Below are 18153 nucleotides of genomic sequence, written 5' to 3'. Positions count from 1 at the left end.
CATCATATCACGAAGCGGCCTGGGGACAGTCAGGATGGGAGGCCCAAGTATTTCAGAGCGAGATAGAAGACGCCGTTGGAGATCAACCCTAATGCGAGAGCGCCAAGGAACGAGCCCGCCAGCGAGTACCAACTGTTCTTCAGCTTCTGGAGCGCCTTTTCCTTGCTCTCCTTGGAGCGGCTGGTGAGCAAAATGAAGCTCGGGACGCGAACATGGGCCTGCTCGGCGATTAGCGCGCCGAGCACTACGGACCCCACAATCAGCACGACCAGGAGCACCGCGGCGAACAACGTGAACCGTGTCCAGATCCCCGATGTCACAAGATCAGTCAGGAACGCCAACCTGCGTGCCAACTGCTCGTTCGGCGCGATATCTTTGAGCGCTTCGGACAGCTTGGTGAGCTGAGACAACGCAAACTCAGAACTGATCCGATAAGAGGCAACGAGTGTCAGCAATCCTGCAACCAGACCGGCCGCAAGTCCTATCCAACCGGAGTGATCGTTGCTGAAACTGCGGGCGGCGCTAATGGGTCGCCGAAGCATTTCCAACTGCCCCCGTAGCAGCGCTTCCATGTCAGCCCCCCACGTCCGATCGGTATGCTCGATCCTTAGCCTAACTACGCTGGGCTCATCGAAAATAAGGCGCACCGTACCGACACCATGCAACGAGGCATCTCGGCCGGTGGTGTCGAACGAAATCACAATGACTTGCTTCTCTGGATATGGCTTGTTCTGAAATTTGATCAGATACGTCCATGACAGATGGAGCCCTTGCGAAACCAAGGGCCTCACTTCGTTGTAGGTCAAAAATTCGGGGAGTGAGTTTAGAAGGACAGAACTCTTATCGTCGTAGATGATGCGGGCTGTGAACTGCACGAGCGTCGCATCATTTTGCGAGCTGATGCGTTGCTTGATGAGATGAAACAGGTTTTCAACGCCCTCTCTATTGATCTCGAAAGGACCATCAACGACCGTTTCTATTGTTTGTGCGCGTCCAAGAAGGCCCGCAATAAAATCGCTAAAATGATCAGGTGGACAAGGCAGAACCACCGTCGTTGCGCCACTATACACTTCACCCCTCCCCAAAGATAATCCGCCCTTCACAAGGTATACTGGCGGTTGAACCGGAGCCAACCCCCCGGCCAGTCTTCCACGCCGGATTTCAAAGTCGCTAAAGCTGACTGAGAGGAGTGTCGCTTGCAATCGAGTGGCCGAATGGGGCGGCCAGGGACCGCTCCGGCTTGATCCGGTCGCGCAATCCATTGGCACTTGGCAGGTAGTACTGTCCGGTGGTACTAACGCGCAAGGCGGCAAGCGAATTTACGTTGATAATTCAATGCGCTCTCGTCGGTTTGGTCGCCTCGTTCCGGGCGCACCATTTCGGAATACGCCTTTGGCGCCGAAACTCGCCGTTCCCCCGATCCAAGCCGTCGCCTTCCATCCGGCCTGTCGCGCCCTCCGACACTCTTGATGTCTTGCGATGTATTGCGACGAGGCAGGGCTGTCGCCGCCGGGCTGCAGGCGGTGAATAAGCGCGTCTCGGCCGCGCGATATGGCCGCGGCGATCTGAGCGATCCGGTGCGCATGGGTCCGCATTTGAGATTGGGGAATTTCGACGGACGGGTTGGTTGTGCGGCTCATAGCCAGCTCGATTTCGCGGATGTCGCGCGGGCGCTCGCCAGGCGGGGCACGCGTAGAGCGCACTATTCCCGTCATTCACCTCATCCGGCGCATCGCGCCCCCCACCTCCATAAGCGGAATCATGTCGGGTCTCCTGATTCTGAACGCTTGTCAAAATAGCGGAGTGAAGTAATAATTATAGAAGATAATTATATGGGAGGACCGCCGTGAAGACTGGCTTGATATCGACCGCCGCGCTGGTTGCGCTGTTGGGATCTACGGCTCTGGCCCGCGCTGATGGAGAGGCCTGCTCAAAGGTCACCACCGCGTCGCTGGCCATCGCCGGCGTCGAGATCACGGGATCGAAGATGCAGGAGGCCGCGAATGGGCTGGCCCGGCATTGCATCGTGACGGGGCTCGCCAACAGGCGCACCGGCGCCGACGGGAAATCCTATGCCATCCAGTTCGAGCTTCGCCTGCCGGCCGAATGGAACGGCCGCTTCCTGCACCAGGTGAACGGCGGCAATGACGGCATCGTCGTGCCGGCGCTCGGCGACAAGCCTGATGGATTTGCCTCGGGCGGCATGGTGCCGCTGGCGCGCGGCTTTGCGGTGCTGTCCTCCGACAGCGGACATTCCGGCGCGGACCCCGCGAACCAATCGTTGGGCCTCGCCGCGGGCGCGGCCTTCGGCCTCGATCCACAGGCGCGACGCGACTATGGCTATGCCGCCGACATGACGCTCGCGCCGGTGGCAAAGCAGATCATCGCGCTGCATTACGGCCGCAAGCCTGATCGCTCCTACATGGCCGGTTGCTCCAATGGTGGGCGCCACGCCATGGTCGCGGCCTCGCGCATGCCGGAGAACTACGATGGCTTTCTTGTCGGCAATCCCGGCTTCGATCTGCCGCGGGCTGCGATCCAGCACGCCTGGGACGTGCAGGCCTTCCTGAAGGCCGATACGGATCTGCGCAAATCGATTACGAAGGAGGACGCGCAGCTCATCGCGTCCCGCATCACGGAAGCCTGCGACGCGCTCGACGGCGTCAAGGATGGCCTGACTGCCAATCTCGCCGCGTGCCAGAAGGCCTTCGATCTCAAGAGCCTGACTTGCACGCCGGGCCAGACCAATGCGTGCCTGCCCGAGGCCAAGGTCGATGCGCTCAAGATGAGCCTCGCCGGGCCGAAGAACTCCAAAGGCGAGGCGCTCTATTCCGACTGGCCTCTCGATGGCGGCATCGGCACCGGAAACTGGCGAGCCTGGAAGATCGAGAGCCCGGTCGCGCCCTGGAACAATTATCCGATCATCGCCACCATGGGCGCCGCATCCTTGAACTACATCTTCTCCACGCCGCCGGTGGCGGTCGAAGGCAGTAACGACAAGCTGATCGATGCGCTCAAGGCCTATGATTTCGACAAGGACGCGCCAAAGATCTTCGCCAGGAACGATACGTTCACGGAATCGGCCATGGACTTCATGACGCCGCCCGACATCGACGATCCCAAGCTCGCGGCCCTGCAAAAGGCCGGCGGCAAGATGCTGATCTATCACGGCCAGGCCGATCCGGTGTTCTCGGTGAACGACACCATCCGCTGGTACGACCGTCTCGACAAAAACCTGCAAGGTCATGCCGACGGCATCGCGCGCCTGTTCACCATCCCCGGTGAAACCCATTGCGGCGGCGGCGTCGCGCTCGACAAGTTCGATGCGCTCACCGCGCTGACCGATTGGGTGGAAAAGGGCAAGGCGCCCGACCGCATCATCGCCTCCGCCAATCCCGCGAACAAGGAAGTGCCGGCCTCCTGGAGCCCGACCCGCACGCGTCCGCTGTGCCCTTATCCGAGCTATGCCGCCTATTCGGGTCAGGGCGATAGCGAGGACGCCGCGAACTTCGTCTGCAAGACGCCATAGCGTAGCCATCCTCGCCTCTCCGCTTGCGCGGAGAGGCGAGGATTGCGGGTGAGGGAAGCTTTCGTCAGTCGCGCGCCCTCTGTAGTCGCTCCGCTCGCAATGACGGGAAGGCGCGACGCCGTCCCTCTTATCCAGCCGTCCAATCGGGCAGCAACGCCGCGGCGTCGGTCCCTTTCTTGCGCTGCTTACCCGGCGCTACCCATGCTATGCACCGTTCTCTGCCATCGATAACTGACGGATCGCACGCAATGACACCACACAATGTCGGCCGCAGCCGGCAGGACATCGCGCTTTGGCTGGCGATCGGCGGCATTCTTGCAACGGCTATCGGGTTTTCCTGGAATCCAACCCCGGTTGCGCAGGTGCTCGCGGCTGTTTTCATTGCCTGCGCACTGGTCCACGCCGCCTTTGCCTATGGCGCGCGGCGCGCCTTGATCCTGTTCGTTGCTTGCAATGCAATTGCCTTTGCGATGGAAAACCTCGGTGCCGCCACGGGCTTTCCATTCGGCGTCTATCATTTCGAGGTCGGCGCGGACTTGCCGCATGTCGGACTCATTCCGATCATCGTCGGTCCGCTATGGTTCGGGGCGGGCTATTTTTCGTGGGTGGTCGCGTCAGTTCTGCTTGATGGCGCCGACCGTCAGCTCGATCGCCCTTTCAACCTGATCGCGCTGCCCCTCGTCGCCGCGTTCGTGATGACCCAATGGGATCTCGTGATGGATGCCCCCAACGCGACGATCGCCAGGGTCTGGATATGGCACGACGGCGGCGGAGTATTCGGTGTTCCTCTCTCCAACTTTGCTGGCTGGCTTTTCACGTCATGGCTGATCTTCCTGGCCTTCGCACTCTACCTGCGCACCGGACTCCGGCCGGATGCAAGCATTGGCCACAGGTTGCCAGCGACCGGCATCCTTTTCTATGTCGGCGCCGGCCTCACGCACCTCGTGCCCTGGATCATGGGACAGACCGGCGAAGCCGTCGATGCCAGGGGGTATGGCTGGCAGGTTCACGACATCCGCGAAGCCACTGTCGCGATCCTGCTTCTGACGATAGTCTTCACCGCGTTGCTGGCGACGCTACGAGCCGGGCTATCCCTAGACGACCTCGACGGTTGCCGCCTCGAACTGGGTGCCGGCCGTACGATGGCGGGCGAGAACCTCGCCTGACAGCTCCGTGACCTCGTTCTGCGCGGTGCCGTCGAGCATGGTGCGGACGCGCCGGCTTGACGCCTCCAGCACATCAGGATCGAGCTTGCCGGAATCGACGCCGTTGATGATCGATTGCGCGAGGAAGCGGGCGCGTTCGGTGTCGGTCAGATGCGAGCAGATCATCAGCATGTCGTTGCCGGCAGCCATGAAGCGCGCGCCGGCATCAGGCGCATCTAACCGGCCCGCCATCGCGCGCATGCCGACGTCGTCGGACACGATCACGCCGCGGAAATTCATCGCCTCCCGCAGCAGCCCCTGCGTGATCGCGCGCGACAGCGTGACGGGATCGTTGGGGTCGAGCTTCCGGTAGAGGATGTGCGACGTCATCATCATCTCGATGCCGCCCTCGATCGCCGCGGCGAAGGGCTTCAGCTCGCGCGCCTTGATCTGATCGAGGTCGAGGTCGAGCACCGGCAATTCATGATGCGAATCCACCTGGGTGTCGCCATGTCCCGGGAAATGCTTGCCGCAGGCCCGGACGCCGCGGCGTTCCATGGCCCTGGTGAACGGCAGCATCGATTTGATGACTTCGTCGGCGGTGCGGCCGAAGGCGCGCTCGCCGATCACAGGGTTGGCGGGATTGGAATGAATGTCCAGCACCGGCGCGAAGTTCAGGTTGCAGCCGAGCGAGGCAAGCTCGGCGCCCATGGCGTCGCCGACCTGCTCAGCGGTGCCGGCCCAGCGGGCCGCATAGGAAAAGCGCGTGATTGGCGCTGGCGTGCGGCACACGCGCCCGCCCTCGTGATCGATCGCGATGAACTGCTTGTCGCGCTGCGAGGCGTCGCGAATGGCGGCGATCAGGTCGCGGTGAACAGACAGCCAGTCCCGATAGGGCAGATCGTGACGGAAATTGCTCTTGTAGAGGATGACGCCCGCGGGCCTGAGATCTCTCAACAGCGCGCGATCGCGGTCATCGAGGACGCTCGCCGGCTTCAGGCCGATGAAGAAATGGTCACCGACCGTTGCAAGAAGGGAATCGCTCATCCGCCGGGCCGCCACAGATTGCTGGGGTTGATTGAGATGGAGCTGGACGCGACGCCAACAATCAGCTCCTGCACGAGCCGTCGAACCGCCCGCGTCGCCAGTATATTATTTCAAATTCCTTAACGGAATCAATCTTCAAATCAAAGGCGGGGACAGCTTCGCCGGCAGGGTCAGTGTTGAGTGGCCTGCCGGCGCAGCATTTTTCACGCAGCAGCGAGCGCCGGCTGCACCGGCTTGCGGCCGATCATCAGCGACAGCACGGCCGCGACGATGCCGGTTGCGCCGGCGATCATGAAGGCCTGCAGATAATCGCCCTGCGACGAGCGCATGAAGCCGGCGAAGAACGCGGCGCAGGCCGCGCCCAGCTGATGCCCGGCGACGACCCAGCCGAAGATCAGCGGCGCATTCTTGTCGCCGAAGGCCTCGTTGGCGATGCGCACGGTCGGGGGCACGGTCGCGATCCAGTCGAGGCCGTAGAACACCGCGAACACCGACAGGCTGACGAAGGAGAAATCCGAGTAGGGCAGGTAGATCAGCGAGAGCCCGCGCAGGCCGTAATAGAAGAACAAGAGCTTGCGCGGATCGAAGCGGTCGGTGAGCCAGCCCGACAGCGTGGTGCCGAACAGGTCGAAGAACCCCATCAGCGCCAGCAGGCTCGCGGCCTGCACCTCGAAGATACCATGGTCGCCGCAGAACGCGATCAGATGGGTGCCGACGAGGCCGTTGGTGGTGAAGCCGCAGATGAAGAAGGTCGCGAACAGGAACCAGAAGGTCGGCGTCTTCGCGGCGCGCAACAAGTTGCTGATCGCTGCGACGAACGGATTGCCCTGCGCCGGCGCCGCGGGCTGGTCCTCGTGCGGGCTGCCGTAGGAGCGCAGGCCGATCGCGGCGGGGCGCTCCGGCACCAGAAAATAGACCAGCGGGATCAGCGCCGCGCAGCATGCCGCCACCGTCAGCACCACAGGCCTCCAGCCGCCCCATTCGACCAGGCTCGCAAGCCCCGGCATGAAGATCAGCGTGCCGGTCGCGGTGCTCGCCGTCAGCAATCCCATGACGAGGCCGCGATTGGTGGTGAACCAGCGATTGACGATGGTGGCGCCGAGCACGTTGGCGACCGCGCCCGAGCCGATGCCGGACAGCAGTCCCCAGGTCAGGAACAACTGCCAAGGCGCGGTCATGAAATAGCTCGCGGCCGTCGCGGCCGACATCAGCGCGAGCGCCCCGAGCACGGTGCGGCGGATGCCGAAGCGCTGCATCACGGCCGCGGCAAAGGGACCGGCAAGGCCATAGAGGAAGATGCCGATGGCGGCCGACGACGAGATCACGCTGACGTCCCAGCCGAAGGCTTTCTGCAGCGGCAGCATCAGCACGCCCGGCGTCGCGCGCAGGCCCGGCGGAGGCGAGCAGCGCCAGGAAGATCACGGCAACGACGACGAAGGCGTATTTTGCGCCGAACGGCCGCCGCGAGACCGGGGAGGATTGAACCGAGGCTCGTTGAAAAGCAGGATTGGGCATGTTACTTACCGGTACGTATTGGGGTGCCGTAGTAATACGTACCGGTCAGTAACATTGTCAAGCCCAAGATCGAGCCAAATCAAGCCATGCCGAAGCCCGAACAAAGCCAGATGCCGAAAAACGCCGAAAAGCCCGCACGCGCGCCGCTCCGGGCCGCCGACCGGATCAGGGCCTCCGCCAGCGAATTGTTCTATCGCGAGGGCATTCGCGCCGTCGGCGTCGACGAGGTGGTGGACCGCGCCGGCGTGACCAAGCCCAGCCTCTATCGCAGCTTCGCCTCCAAGGACGATCTCGCCGCCGCCTATTTGCGCGATTACGATCTGAGCTTCTGGGAGAACTTCGAACGCCCCGGGGGCAAGACCTATAGCAATGCGCGCGACCACGTGCTCGCCTATATCGGCCAGCTTGCGCCGCGCGCCGTCGCCAAGGGCTATCGCGGCTGCGGCCTCAGCAACGCCGCGGTGGAATATCCCTCGCGCGACAATCCCGCGCGCCAGGTCGCCGAAGCCCACAAGAAGGTCTTCCGCAGGCGCCTGCGCGAGCTCGCGGCGCAGATGGGCGCGCGCCAGCCGAACGTGCTCGGCGATGCGCTGCTGCTCCTGATCGAAGGCATCTACGTCACCGGTCAGCAATCCGAAGACGGCCCGGCGCAGTCGGCGCTTGCGGCGGCGAAGCTGTTGATCGATGCGAGCGTGAAGGCGGGATGACATATCCCGTGACCACCGCGTTAGGCAGCCGATAACCGCGGGAACTTCCACTTTTTCCCGACGTTAGGCTGGCGGCACGTACGAGCGGCCGGCTTCGCGACATGAAGAACTTTGCCAACGCAGAATTTTCCCCGGAGATGATCGAGCTCATGACAATCGCCCTGGAAGCCGCGGTCGCGACCCTGCCGGAACCCGTGCATTCCTCGCATGTCACCGCGCTCGCCGAATCCATCCTGCGCACAGCAGGCGCGGGAGAGCGTGATGTGGCGAACTTGCAAAGGGTCGCCTTGCTGGAGCTGCAACTGGCGCCGCGGAACGGATGAGACCGACATGAGGACGCTGGCCGCCGCTGTCATTGCACTCTCTGTCGGGTCGGCGGTGCCTGCCCAGGCGGACACCTGGACGACCTATCGCATTCCCGAATCCGGAACCTCGGTCGACATCCCCGTCTCGATCTTCACTGAACCGGCCGGGAAGCCCGACGGATATGGTCAGAAATTTCGTACGCCGGATGGCAGCGCCGATCTCACCATACAAGCCGTTCGCCGAGGCCGCGGCATGTCGCCCGCCACGTTCCTCGCTGCGAAGGACCCGCCGTCGGCGATCGTCTACAAGCGGGTCGCACCGGACTTCTTCGTGGTCTCCAGCATCAAGCGCGACAAGATCTGGTACGACCGCTGCAACTTCTCGCGCCGCTATGTGCATTGCGTGCTGATCAACTATCCAGCGGCCGAGAAGCGGCAATGGGACGAGGCCGTCACGCGCATCAGCCACAGTTTGAGCGGGGGCTGACCGTCACCGGCAAAGGGACTGCCGGCCCGGACCGCCGCGCTGGCGGATTACGGGCAAGCCGTCGGCCCGCATCAACCGGAACGCAACATCGTCATCGACCGCACCGATGGTGTCGGTCATGCGGCCTGCTCGAGCCTCGCGTCAATCTCCTGGCGGAGCGCCGCGAAATCGATCGGTTTGGTCAATAGGCCGGTCGCGCCTTTCTCCAGCGCCTTGCGTTTGGTTTCGGCATCGCCATAGGCCGTGATCATGATGACGGGGACATCGGGTCGGGCCGAGCGCACGATCGGCAGCATCTCCAGCCCGCTCATCCCGGGCATGTTGATATCGGACAGGATCAGGATGAGGGTGGCATCGCGAATCTCGAGCGCGCGTTGCAGCGCGACCGAGGCCGAAGGCGCAAACTCCATGAGAAAACGGCCGCGCCGCAGATCGCCCCGGAAGTGCTGGCGGAACAGCATTTCCACGTCGGGCTCGTCATCCACGACCAGGATATAAACGCTCAACTCTTGCCTCCGGTCTGCAGCGGTGCGGTCGCGGTGCGCGGCAGCGTGATGATGAATTCGGTAAAGGCGCCAGGCTCGGTATCGACGTCGATCCGTCCGCCATGCTGCTTTACGATGATGTCATGGCAGATCGAAAGGCCGAGCCCCGTTCCTTCGCCGGCCGGCTTGGTGGTGAAGAATGGGTTGAATATGTTTTCCTTGACCTCGGCGGGAATGCCGGTGCCGTTGTCGCGAAACCGGATTTCAACGGCGCTGCCGAGATTTCTCGTTGTCGCGCTGAGCCTTGGCTCGAAACCGTCGCCTGCGCCTTCCTTGCGCTTGGTGGCTGCGTAGAAGCCGTTTGCAATCAGGTTGAGGAACACGCGCGTGACGTCCTGCGGGTAGAGATCGATCCTCTCCGTGCTGGGGTCGAGGTATCGCTCGAGCGTGATGTTGAAGCCCGGTTTCTCCGCACGCGCACCGTGATAGGCGAGGTTGAGACTTTCCTCGACGATCGCGTTGATGTCGGCGCGACGACGCTCGCCAGAACCTTGGCGCGAATGCTGCAGCATGTTCTTGACGATGGAATCGGCACGCTTGCCGTGCTGGACGATCTTGCCCAGATTGGTGCGCAGGGTGTCGGCCAGTTCCGTAATCTCGGAGCGCGCATTGTCGTCGAGCGTCACTCGGCCGAGCGCCTCATGCAGTTCGTCGATCAATTCCATCGATACGCTCGAGAAGTTGTTGACGAAATTGAGCGGGTTCTTGATCTCGTGCGCGATGCCCGCCGTGAGCTGACCAAGTGAGGCGAGCTTTTCGGTTTGGACCAGGCGATCCTGAGCCGCCTGCAAGTCACGCAATGCAGCCTCGGCGGCATCGCGTGCCGCGCGAATAGCTTCCTCTGCCCGCTTTCGCTCCGTGATGTCGGCATAGATCATCACGAAGCCGCCGTCCGGCACCGGATTGCGGCGCACCTCGACGACGCGACCGTCCGGACGTGTCCGCTCGTAACGCATTTCGTGCCTCGTATCTTCGAGGTAGCGGCTCAGTTGCGTTTCGAGTTCGGCCGAGCCGAACTCCCCGCGTGCAGCGAGATAGTGGAAAAATTCGGCCAAGCGCGGCCGTGCGGCAAGCAGCGATTCCGGCAGGTCGAGCATCTCCTGCAAATTGTAGTTCCATGCCGCCAGGCGACCCGTGGCGTCGAACATTGCGACGGCGTCACCCATGTTGTCGAAGGTGGTGCGCAGTTCGGCCTGGCGCTCGCGCAACTCGCCCAACAGCCGCGCATTCTCGATCGCGATCGCGGCTTGTGCGGCAAATCCCTCCAAGATGGCGATCGCGTCGTCGGTGAAGGGCCTGACTTCGCGTCGGCCGCACACGATCATTCCCAGAAGCGTCTCGTGGCGGCGCAGCGGCACGAACAGCGCGGTGCGAATCCCGGCAAATTCGACTGCGCCTTGCATCACCGGATGGTCGATTTGCGCGCAGTCGGTCAGGTGCACCAGGCGCTCGCCGGCGAGCAGGCGCCGGCCTACGGGATGATCCGATGCTTGAAAGCCCCGCCGCAGGATGTCGGCGAATTGTTCCGGCAGATCATGCACCGCGACGGCCCGGAACCGATCGCCGTCGAAGACCTGCAGGCTTCCATAAGCGACCTCGCAGAGGCGATGTGCCTTCAGCAGGATGGTATTGAACACCGGCGCGAGATTGCCCGGCGATGAATTGATGACTTGCAGCACTTCGGCGGTCGCGGTCTGTCGCTCGAGCGCTTCGCGCTGCTCCGTCAGGAGCCGCACATTTTCGATCGCGATCACCGCCTGGTCGGCAAAGGTTCGCACCAACTCGACGTGCCGCTCGGAAAACCGTTCGGGGCGCTGGCGTGCCAGCATGATGAGGCCGATCGGCTCGCCGTCACGCAGCAGCGGAACGCCGAGGACCGCGCGGACTTTCGCGAGCCTGAAGGTTTCGGGAAATCGGTATTCCGGATCGGTGGTGATGTCGGCGATTTGCACGGCGCCGCGTTCCGCCATCACCCGGCCGGTCATCGTGCGCCGGTCCGGAGCTGCGGAAACCGGATGACCAGCGAGGTACTGCTGGAATCTGATGGCATCAGCCGCCGCTTCTGACGTCGAGCCGACTGCCGTGACGTAGCGGAAGACGTCGCCGTCGCGCTGCGCGAGGAACGCCATCTCGGCCTCGCACAACTGCGCCGCGGTCCGGGCCACCGTTGCCAGCACGGGCTTGAGGTCGAAGGTCGAGCGGCTGATGATCTTCAGCACATCGGCGGTGGCGGTCTGGTGCTGCAAGGATTCAGTCAAGTCGGCCGTACGCTCGCGCAGCTCGCCCAACAGCCGCGCATTCTCAATGGCGATGACGGCTTGAGCAGCAAAATTCCGCACCAGCGCGATCTGCTTGTCGTCGAACGGGCGTACTTCCTGCCGGAAAAAGATCAGCCCACCGATGATGTTGCTCTCCTTGAGCATCGGCACGGCCAGGACGGTGCGATAGCCGCCGAGCTCGGCGGCTGCCACCGCCAGAGGGTCGCCTTGAAGGTAAGGCTGCTCGATGGTGATGTCTGTCGTTTGCGCAACCTGCTTGGTTGATATCGCGCGGCCGAAAGTTATGTGCGGACTGGGCCGCACCGGCGCCCGCAGCATGAAATCGGCGAATGCTTGCGGCGCGTTGTGGGCCGCGCCCAGTCGAAAAGCATCGCCTTCCGCCAGCATCAGGATGCCGAACTTGGCCTCGCAAATGCGTGAGGCGTTTTCCAGGATCGCAGCAAACACGGGCTGAAGATCGCCCGGGGAACGACTGATGATCTGGAGCACTTCGGAGGTTGCCGTGCGCTGCTCCAATGCTTCTGCAAGTTCATCGGTGCGCTGGCGCAGTTCGCCCAGGAGACGCGCGCTTTCGATGGCAATCAGGGCCTCCCGCTCATGTGCTTCTTTCAGCTCGCGGGTGCGCGCGGCTAGTTGCTGTTGCAGGTCGGCAATGGATGGGGCTGCGCTCGACGGGTTGGGCACTTTGCGCCCGCTCGCGCGCCGCTCCTTGATCGGATGTTCACTTCCGCTGCGTCGCCGCATTCGCTCCCCCGGGTGGGTCAGAACGATGCTTGAGCTTACACAAATCCGGAGTTTCGCGCCATGGCCGGAAGCCGCTATGGGTCAAAAGGGTGGACGTGGGCCCTGCCGTTTGTAATTGGCCTTACGCCAAGACCACACGCGACGACAATCCGGCTCAGGGGCCGCAATGAGCCCGCTGCGGAGTCCGCATCGGTCTGAAATGAAAGAGGCTTGTTGACTGGGGCGGCCTTACTCCTTGGGCTTCGCTGTCGGGGACCCTGTCCGCTCCATATTGTCGGCCATCTTCCGGTACTCCTCCGCCATCTCGCGGAGAGTTTTCTTGGTCTGGGCGGAGGAACTGAGTGCGGCCTGCCGCTCGCAGTCACGTTGAAGTTGCCGGTAATTGTCCATCAGCGCCAATCCACAACCGGAAGCGACCGTTCCAAACTTAGCAGATTGGGACGTTGACTCATTTAACTTACGATATCGCGGATAGCCAATCTAACCTACGACGCTGGGGATAGAGGCGGACCGGCACGTCCCCACCTGCTCTTCGATTCAGGACGGGCGCACCCACGAATTGGCAGGGCCGCCTTCCCACGCCGCCAGTGGCCCTGCGACACGTCCCTCATTGAGACGGCGCCGTCCTCCAGTTGTGCAAAGCTGCTGGACTTCCGCTGAGGAGCCGATAGGTCGGCCCGACCGCAGCGGACGCTGGAAGCCTGCCAGGTCTAAGGCTCAGGTGCGTTCTGCTTTTCACGATGTTGGCGTTCGCCGCCGTCTCGTGGCCGCTCATCTATTTCTTCCCGGCTCCCCCCTCGATTGTCACGATCGCCACCGCCTTCAAGGGCGCCAGCTTCGATTAGCCGCAACATCGAGGCTCGGCGATGCTTCGCGTTGAATTGTCGCCCTCACCGTCGATAATAACGGTAGGGCGGTTCGAATACGAAAGTCGAGCCATAGCGATACGGCAGGGGATCATAGCCAATCAAATATGCTGCTCTTATCCGCTGGTAGTGTCTGATCCGGAGCGTTCGGACCGCCCCAAATGATGTGCTGCATACGCACCGCTGCCGGGAGCTGAAGTCTGACAACCGACCGTGCTGCGTGCTCGTCTGAACTGCGGAAGCTGCATTTGGAACAATGCAAAAAGCGCAAAGTGCGGAAAGCACAAGCATCCGAATCATATCGCTCATCCCGATCACAACGGGGCACGCCGCGACAACTGCCCGGAAATACGTAAGTTCCACGCCGTCAATGCTGAGACGCCGGCGGGCCGGGGTTGCCGGCGGCGCATTCGGCGGGTGAACGAGAGCGGCTCCGGCTGCCTGGGGCCTGCAGGGAGTTTGCAAAGGGCCGGAGCCGCTTTCCGCCTCAGCGCGGACAGCTACCCTGCGCGCTTCCGGCTGAGCCGGCATTAAAGCAGGTGAAGCGATTCACAATTGCGCTGTCCGAGCTCGGTCCCCCAGCCGGACAGCGGCCATTCTGATGCCAAAGAGCTAAGCGCCTCACGAGCGGAACGCAGGGTGGGCACGCAGCAGGCAAGTGACGGCTAGCGTTGCGCAGCGGCGCAATACCCGTGCGTAGTTCATTTGACCGCTGGCGGCTTCGGCATGGAAGCAAAGACTTCCCCAGGGACGAGAACGAACGTCAATACGCTCGGTGCTTCATTTGGACTAAAGGGACCTGGCACCGCACGCCTCACCGCCGGAATGCTCTGGAGATAGGAGGCGATGGCATCCTTGTCTGCATCCGTCAGACGCGAGAAAGCCTCCCAGGGCATGATCGGTGCCAGCTCTCGGCCATCTGGACGCTTCCCGGTTGAGAAAGCGGCGATGATCTGCTCTTTGGTCCAATTTCCCAGACCGGTTTCCTTGTCCGGGGTAAGATTTCGACCAACGTAAACCCCAGTCGGAAGAGACAGGCCGACATCCGACCCACCGAGGTATTGCGACATGTCCGGCTTTCCAAGGAAATATCCCGGAGTATGGCAATCGTGACATCCGCCAAGATTGACCAGATATTTTCCTCGTTCGATTTGCGTTTCGTCGGCGATCGCTGGAGATGCCAAAGCAGTCGATGCAACTAACACGGCAAGCGCGGTCTTCATGGCTGTCCTCCTCTGGAAGCGTCGGCCGCCAACCTATGCGAACGGTTAATACCAGCGCACTCCGCTCCGGAGCGATAAAGAGGGTTACCCCGACCGCTCACTTGAAAGGTCTGGGGGTCAAGGCCGCCGTCGGTCGCCCCCTTTAAGCAAGATCGGTTCATCTCCCGGAAGCGGACATGCGTGCTCGGGACCGGCCATGGGCCAGAAGGGCATTGCGCGTACGAGCCAACGCCCCGGGCGCCTCAGCTCCCCTTGATCGATTGAGCGCAACGCCAAAGAGCTTTGCGCGGAGCCGCTGGCAAGTCAGCGCCACCCCAGCGCCGGCGCGACGTGCTTCAAAATCGCATCGAGCGCATGTGCGCAGTAATCAACGCCAAGCTGGTTGGGGATCGTCAGCAGCAGCGTGTCGGCTTCGGTGATCGCCTCGTCCTGCTTGAGCTGATCGATCAGCACATCCGGCTCCGCCGCATAGGAGCGGCCGAAGATCGCGCGGGTCTGCGGGTCGATGAAGCCGATCTGGTCTTGCCCGCCGCGCTCGCCGCCGAAATAGGCGCGGTCGCGATCGTTCATCAGCGCGAAGATGCTGCGGCTGACCGAGACGCGCGGCTCTCTGGCGTGGCCTGCCTCCTTCCACGCGGCGCGATAGGCGCGGATCTGCGCCGCCTGTTGCACGTGAAAAGCTTCGCCGGTCTCGTCGTTCTTCAGCGTCGAGCTTTGCAAATTCATGCCGAGCTTGGCTGCCCACACCGCGGTCGCGTTCGAGCCCGCGCCCCACCAGATGCGCTCACGCAAGCCCTGCGCATGCGGCTCCAGGCGCAGCCGCCCGGGCGGATTCGGAAACATCGGCTGAGGATTGGGCTCGGCAAAACCTTCGCCCCGCAACAGGTCGAGAAAGACTTCGGCATGACGCCGGCCCATGTCGGCATCGCTCTGGCCTTCGGCCGGGCGATAACCGAAATAGCGCCAGCCGTCGATCACCTGCTCGGGCGAGCCGCGGCTGATGCCGAGCTGCAGTCGCCCGCCGGCGATGAGATCGGCGGAGCCCGCGTCCTCGATCATGTAGAGCGGGTTCTCGTAACGCATGTCGATCACGGCCGTGCCGATCTCGATCGTGCTGGTCCTGGCGCCGACGGCCGCAAGCAGCGGGAAGGGCGACGCCAGCTGCCGCGCGAAATGATGCACGCGGAAATAAGCGCCGTCCGCTCCTAACTGCTCGGCCGCCACCGCAAGCTCGATCGATTGCAGCAGCGTATCTGCCGCCGAACGCGTCTGCGATTGCGGCGAGGGTGTCCAATGTCCGAAGGACAGAAATCCGATTTTCTTCATGGGGACATTCTATCGAGGGTGGGGAGGGGTTCGTCTTCTGACATTCAGGTGAGACGGACGATGCGCGACGGGGAAAGCCTGCGTCCCCGATGATGTCAGCATGCGCCTGTTTTGCCCGACGGGTCAAGAGCTCTTGCGGATTTTCGGAAGTGGGGGCGCCGGGGCAAGGCGCCTTGGGCGCGACGACGGGCCGCATCGTGCCTTGAGCCCTTGGTTTGGCCGCCCCGGCTACTGTGCATGGGGTTGTTTTCGAATTCCTGGCGGCGCGCCAGCCAATCGATCGCTCTCGCCCGCTACTTCATCAACCTGATGCCCTTGGTCGTGAACTTCTGCATCTTGCCGCCTGATCGAAGCGGACGCTTGGTGCCGGCGGCCTTGCCGGTGCCGGGCGGCTGGTGCGCTGGGACCAACTGGTGGGGCTGCGAGCCGATCAGGTCGCGGCGGCCCATCTCGATCAGGGCCTCGCGGAGAACGGGCCAATTGTCGGGGTCGTGGTAGCGCAGGAAGGCCTTGTGCAGGCGGCGCTGGCGCAAGCCCTTGATCGCCTCGACCTTGTCGCTGCCGCCGCGGCGCACCCCGCGCAACGGATTGACGCCGGTGTGGTACATCGCGGTCGCGGTCGCCATCGGTGAGGGCAGGAAGGTCTGCACCTGATCGGCGCGATAGCGGTTCTTCTTCAGCCAGAGCGCGAGGTTCATCATGTCCTCGTCGGTCGTGCCCGGATGCGCCGCGATGAAATAGGGGATCAGGTAATATTTCTTGCCGGCCCGTTCCGCGGCCTCGTCGAACATCCGCTTGAATTTGTCGTAGGCGCCGATGCCCGGCTTCATCATCTTGTCGAGCGGGCCGCGCTCGGTATGCTCTGGGGCGATCTTCAGGTAGCCGCCGACGTGATGGGTGACGAGCTCCTTGATGTATTCGGGGCTCTCGACCGCAAGGTCGTAGCGCACGCCCGAGGCCACCATCACCTTCTTGATGCCCTTGGTCTCGCGCACCTTGCGATAGAGCCTGATGAGATCGTCATGCGAGGTGTTGAGGTTCGGGCAGATCTCGGGGAAGACGCAGGACGGCCGGCGGCACGCGGCCTCGACCTTCGGGTCCTTGCACGCCATCCGGTACATGTTGGCGGTGGGGCCGCCGATGTCGGAGATCACGCCGGTGAAGCCCGGCGTCTTGTCGCGGATCTTCTCGATCTCGCGCAGGATCGAGCCTTCCGAGCGGTTCTGGATGATGCGGCCTTCGTGCTCGGTGATCGAGCAGAAGGTGCAGCCGCCGAAACAGCCGCGCATGATCGTGACCGAGAATTTGATCATGTCCCAGGCGGGAATTTTTGCCTCGCCATAGGAGGGATGCGGCGCGCGCGCGTAGGGGAGATCGTAGACCGCGTCCATCTCCTCTGACGTGAGCGGGATCGGCGGCGGGTTGAGCCAGAGGTCGCGGTCGCCGTGGCGCTGCACCAGCGGCCGCGCATTGCCGGGATTGCTTTCACGGTGCAGCACGCGCGAGGCGCGCGCATAGGCGTCCTTGTCCTGCTCGACCTGCTCCAGCGCCGGCAGCCGGATCACGGTCAAGCCCTTCTGGCGCGTCGCGCCTTCATCGGCGGAATCGAGATCGTCGGCGTGCAGCTCGGCGTAGCCTTCGGGCACGCGGCGGAACAGCGCGACGCCCCTGATGTCGTCGAGCTCGCGCGGCGCTTCGCCGGCGGCGAGACGGTGCGCGACTTCGACGACGGCGCGTTCGGCATTGCCGTAAAGCAAGAGGTCCGCCTTGGCGTCGGCCAGCACCGAGCGGCGCACCTTGTCGGACCAGTAGTCGTAATGCGCGATCCGGCGCAGCGAGGCCTCGATGCCGCCGAGCACGATCGGCACGTCCTTGAAGGCCTCGCGGCAGCGCTGGGCATAGACGATGGTGCAGCGATCCGGCCGCTTGCCGCCTTCGCCGCCGGCGGTATAGGCGTCGTCATGGCGGAGGCGGCGATCGGCAGTGTAGCGGTTCACCATGGAATCCATGTTGCCGCCGGTGACGCCGAAGAACACTCTTGGCCTGCCTAGCGCCTTGAACGGCTCGGCCGACTGCCAGTCCGGCTGGGAGATGATGCCGACGCGGAAACCTTGGGCCTCGAGCAGCCGGCCGATGATCGCCATGCCGAAACTCGGATGGTCGACATAGGCATCCCCCGTTACCAGCACGATGTCGCATTCATCCCAGCCGAGCGCATCCATTTCGGTGCGGCTCATGGGCAGGAACGGCGCGGGCTTGCGCGGGCGCGCCTGCGCCATCAGGGGCTTTTCGGCGGTGATGATCTGGGTGTCCATGGCGCCTACGCATAGGGCTCCGGGGGCGCGAATACAACCGACGGACGCGTGAAAGATTAACGTTCCGCGACGGTGCCGGACCTAGCCTGCGCAACAGTTCCCTCGCGATGTGCCGCGGTT

General features: G+C 63.2%; 12 protein-coding genes and 1 pseudogene. 5 read left to right on the top strand and 8 right to left on the bottom strand.

What is annotated here, in order from left to right; all coding sequences use genetic code 11:
* Positions 1 to 29: 29 nt before the first annotated feature.
* Complete coding sequence (locus ACVWZ4_RS09175) at positions 30 to 1070, bottom strand: hypothetical protein (protein WP_456763463.1); 1041 nt, start codon at positions 1068 to 1070, stop codon at positions 30 to 32.
* A 776-nt stretch (positions 1071 to 1846) separates the two neighbouring features.
* Between ACVWZ4_RS09175 and ACVWZ4_RS09170 the strand changes: the two genes are divergently transcribed.
* Both ACVWZ4_RS09170 and ACVWZ4_RS09165 read left to right on the top strand, forming a co-directional pair.
* The gene (locus ACVWZ4_RS09170; protein ID WP_456736518.1) at positions 1847 to 3529 is read left to right on the top strand and encodes a tannase/feruloyl esterase family alpha/beta hydrolase; all 1683 of its coding nucleotides are present in this window, start codon (positions 1847 to 1849) and stop codon (positions 3527 to 3529) included.
* A 248-nt stretch (positions 3530 to 3777) separates the two neighbouring features.
* On the top strand, positions 3778 to 4695 hold the full coding sequence (locus ACVWZ4_RS09165; RefSeq protein ID WP_456740149.1) for a carotenoid biosynthesis protein: 918 nt from the start codon (positions 3778 to 3780) through the stop codon (positions 4693 to 4695).
* Here ACVWZ4_RS09165 and ACVWZ4_RS09160 read toward each other — a convergent pair.
* Positions 4624 to 5721, bottom strand: coding sequence for a glycoside hydrolase family 3 N-terminal domain-containing protein (locus ACVWZ4_RS09160; RefSeq protein WP_456736516.1), 1098 nt, complete (start codon positions 5719 to 5721; stop codon positions 4624 to 4626). The genes ACVWZ4_RS09165 and ACVWZ4_RS09160 overlap by 72 nt on opposite strands.
* A 203-nt stretch (positions 5722 to 5924) precedes the next feature.
* A pseudogene (locus tag ACVWZ4_RS09155) lies at positions 5925 to 7236 on the bottom strand (MFS transporter).
* An 86-nt stretch (positions 7237 to 7322) separates the two neighbouring features.
* Here ACVWZ4_RS09155 and ACVWZ4_RS09150 point away from each other — a divergent pair.
* The 3 genes from ACVWZ4_RS09150 (at position 7323) to ACVWZ4_RS09140 (ending at position 8735) form a co-directional block, all read left to right on the top strand.
* Positions 7323 to 7943 carry a TetR/AcrR family transcriptional regulator gene (locus tag ACVWZ4_RS09150; RefSeq protein WP_456740147.1) on the top strand — a complete coding sequence of 207 codons (621 nt, stop codon included), beginning with the start codon at positions 7323 to 7325 and terminating at the stop codon, positions 7941 to 7943.
* 101 nt (positions 7944 to 8044) lie between these two features.
* Positions 8045 to 8266, top strand: coding sequence for a hypothetical protein (locus ACVWZ4_RS09145; RefSeq protein ID WP_456740146.1), 222 nt, complete (start codon positions 8045 to 8047; stop codon positions 8264 to 8266).
* Positions 8267 to 8273: 7 nt separating this feature from the next.
* Positions 8274 to 8735 carry a hypothetical protein gene (locus ACVWZ4_RS09140; protein ID WP_456739011.1) on the top strand — a complete coding sequence of 154 codons (462 nt, stop codon included), beginning with the start codon at positions 8274 to 8276 and terminating at the stop codon, positions 8733 to 8735.
* Between the two features lie 116 nt (positions 8736 to 8851).
* Here the strand turns inward: ACVWZ4_RS09140 and ACVWZ4_RS09135 are convergent, their stop codons facing one another.
* From ACVWZ4_RS09135 to ACVWZ4_RS09115, 5 genes are all read right to left on the bottom strand, one after another.
* The gene (locus tag ACVWZ4_RS09135) at positions 8852 to 9241 is read right to left on the bottom strand and encodes a response regulator (RefSeq protein WP_456700946.1); all 390 of its coding nucleotides are present in this window, start codon (positions 9239 to 9241) and stop codon (positions 8852 to 8854) included.
* Entirely contained in the window at positions 9238 to 12303 is a 3066-nt protein-coding gene (locus ACVWZ4_RS09130) for a GAF domain-containing protein (protein WP_456740145.1), read from the bottom strand. Before ACVWZ4_RS09130 ends, ACVWZ4_RS09135 begins: the two co-directional genes overlap by 4 nt.
* A gap of 1567 nt (positions 12304 to 13870) precedes the next feature.
* A complete protein-coding gene (locus ACVWZ4_RS09125) occupies positions 13871 to 14392 on the bottom strand; it encodes a c-type cytochrome (protein WP_456700947.1) in 522 nt (173 codons plus the stop codon).
* A 303-nt stretch (positions 14393 to 14695) separates the two neighbouring features.
* The gene (locus ACVWZ4_RS09120) at positions 14696 to 15718 is read right to left on the bottom strand and encodes an LLM class flavin-dependent oxidoreductase (RefSeq protein ID WP_456700948.1); all 1023 of its coding nucleotides are present in this window, start codon (positions 15716 to 15718) and stop codon (positions 14696 to 14698) included.
* Between the two features lie 293 nt (positions 15719 to 16011).
* Positions 16012 to 18033: a YgiQ family radical SAM protein gene (locus ACVWZ4_RS09115; RefSeq protein WP_456740144.1), complete on the bottom strand. Its 2022-nt coding sequence runs from the start codon at positions 18031 to 18033 to the stop codon at positions 16012 to 16014.
* Positions 18034 to 18153 lie beyond the last annotated feature (120 nt).

It is taken from the genome of Bradyrhizobium sp. USDA 4472, assembly GCF_054058595.1.
The sequence above is the reverse complement of the archived record's forward strand: the minus strand, read 5'-3'. Positions and strand labels throughout refer to the sequence as shown.

Coding starts and splice junctions, on each gene's coding strand:
- ACVWZ4_RS09165 (WP_456740149.1), top strand. CDS start 3,778: ATGACACCACACAATGTCGGCCGCAGCCGGCAGGACATCGCGCTTTGG.
- ACVWZ4_RS09160 (WP_456736516.1), bottom strand. CDS start 5,721: ATGAGCGATTCCCTTCTTGCAACGGTCGGTGACCATTTCTTCATCGGC.
- ACVWZ4_RS09150 (WP_456740147.1), top strand. CDS start 7,323: ATGCCGAAGCCCGAACAAAGCCAGATGCCGAAAAACGCCGAAAAGCCC.
- ACVWZ4_RS09145 (WP_456740146.1), top strand. CDS start 8,045: ATGAAGAACTTTGCCAACGCAGAATTTTCCCCGGAGATGATCGAGCTC.
- ACVWZ4_RS09140 (WP_456739011.1), top strand. CDS start 8,274: ATGAGGACGCTGGCCGCCGCTGTCATTGCACTCTCTGTCGGGTCGGCG.
- ACVWZ4_RS09130 (WP_456740145.1), bottom strand. CDS start 12,303: ATGCGGCGACGCAGCGGAAGTGAACATCCGATCAAGGAGCGGCGCGCG.
- ACVWZ4_RS09125 (WP_456700947.1), bottom strand. CDS start 14,392: ATGAAGACCGCGCTTGCCGTGTTAGTTGCATCGACTGCTTTGGCATCT.
- ACVWZ4_RS09120 (WP_456700948.1), bottom strand. CDS start 15,718: ATGAAGAAAATCGGATTTCTGTCCTTCGGACATTGGACACCCTCGCCG.
- ACVWZ4_RS09115 (WP_456740144.1), bottom strand. CDS start 18,033: ATGGACACCCAGATCATCACCGCCGAAAAGCCCCTGATGGCGCAGGCG.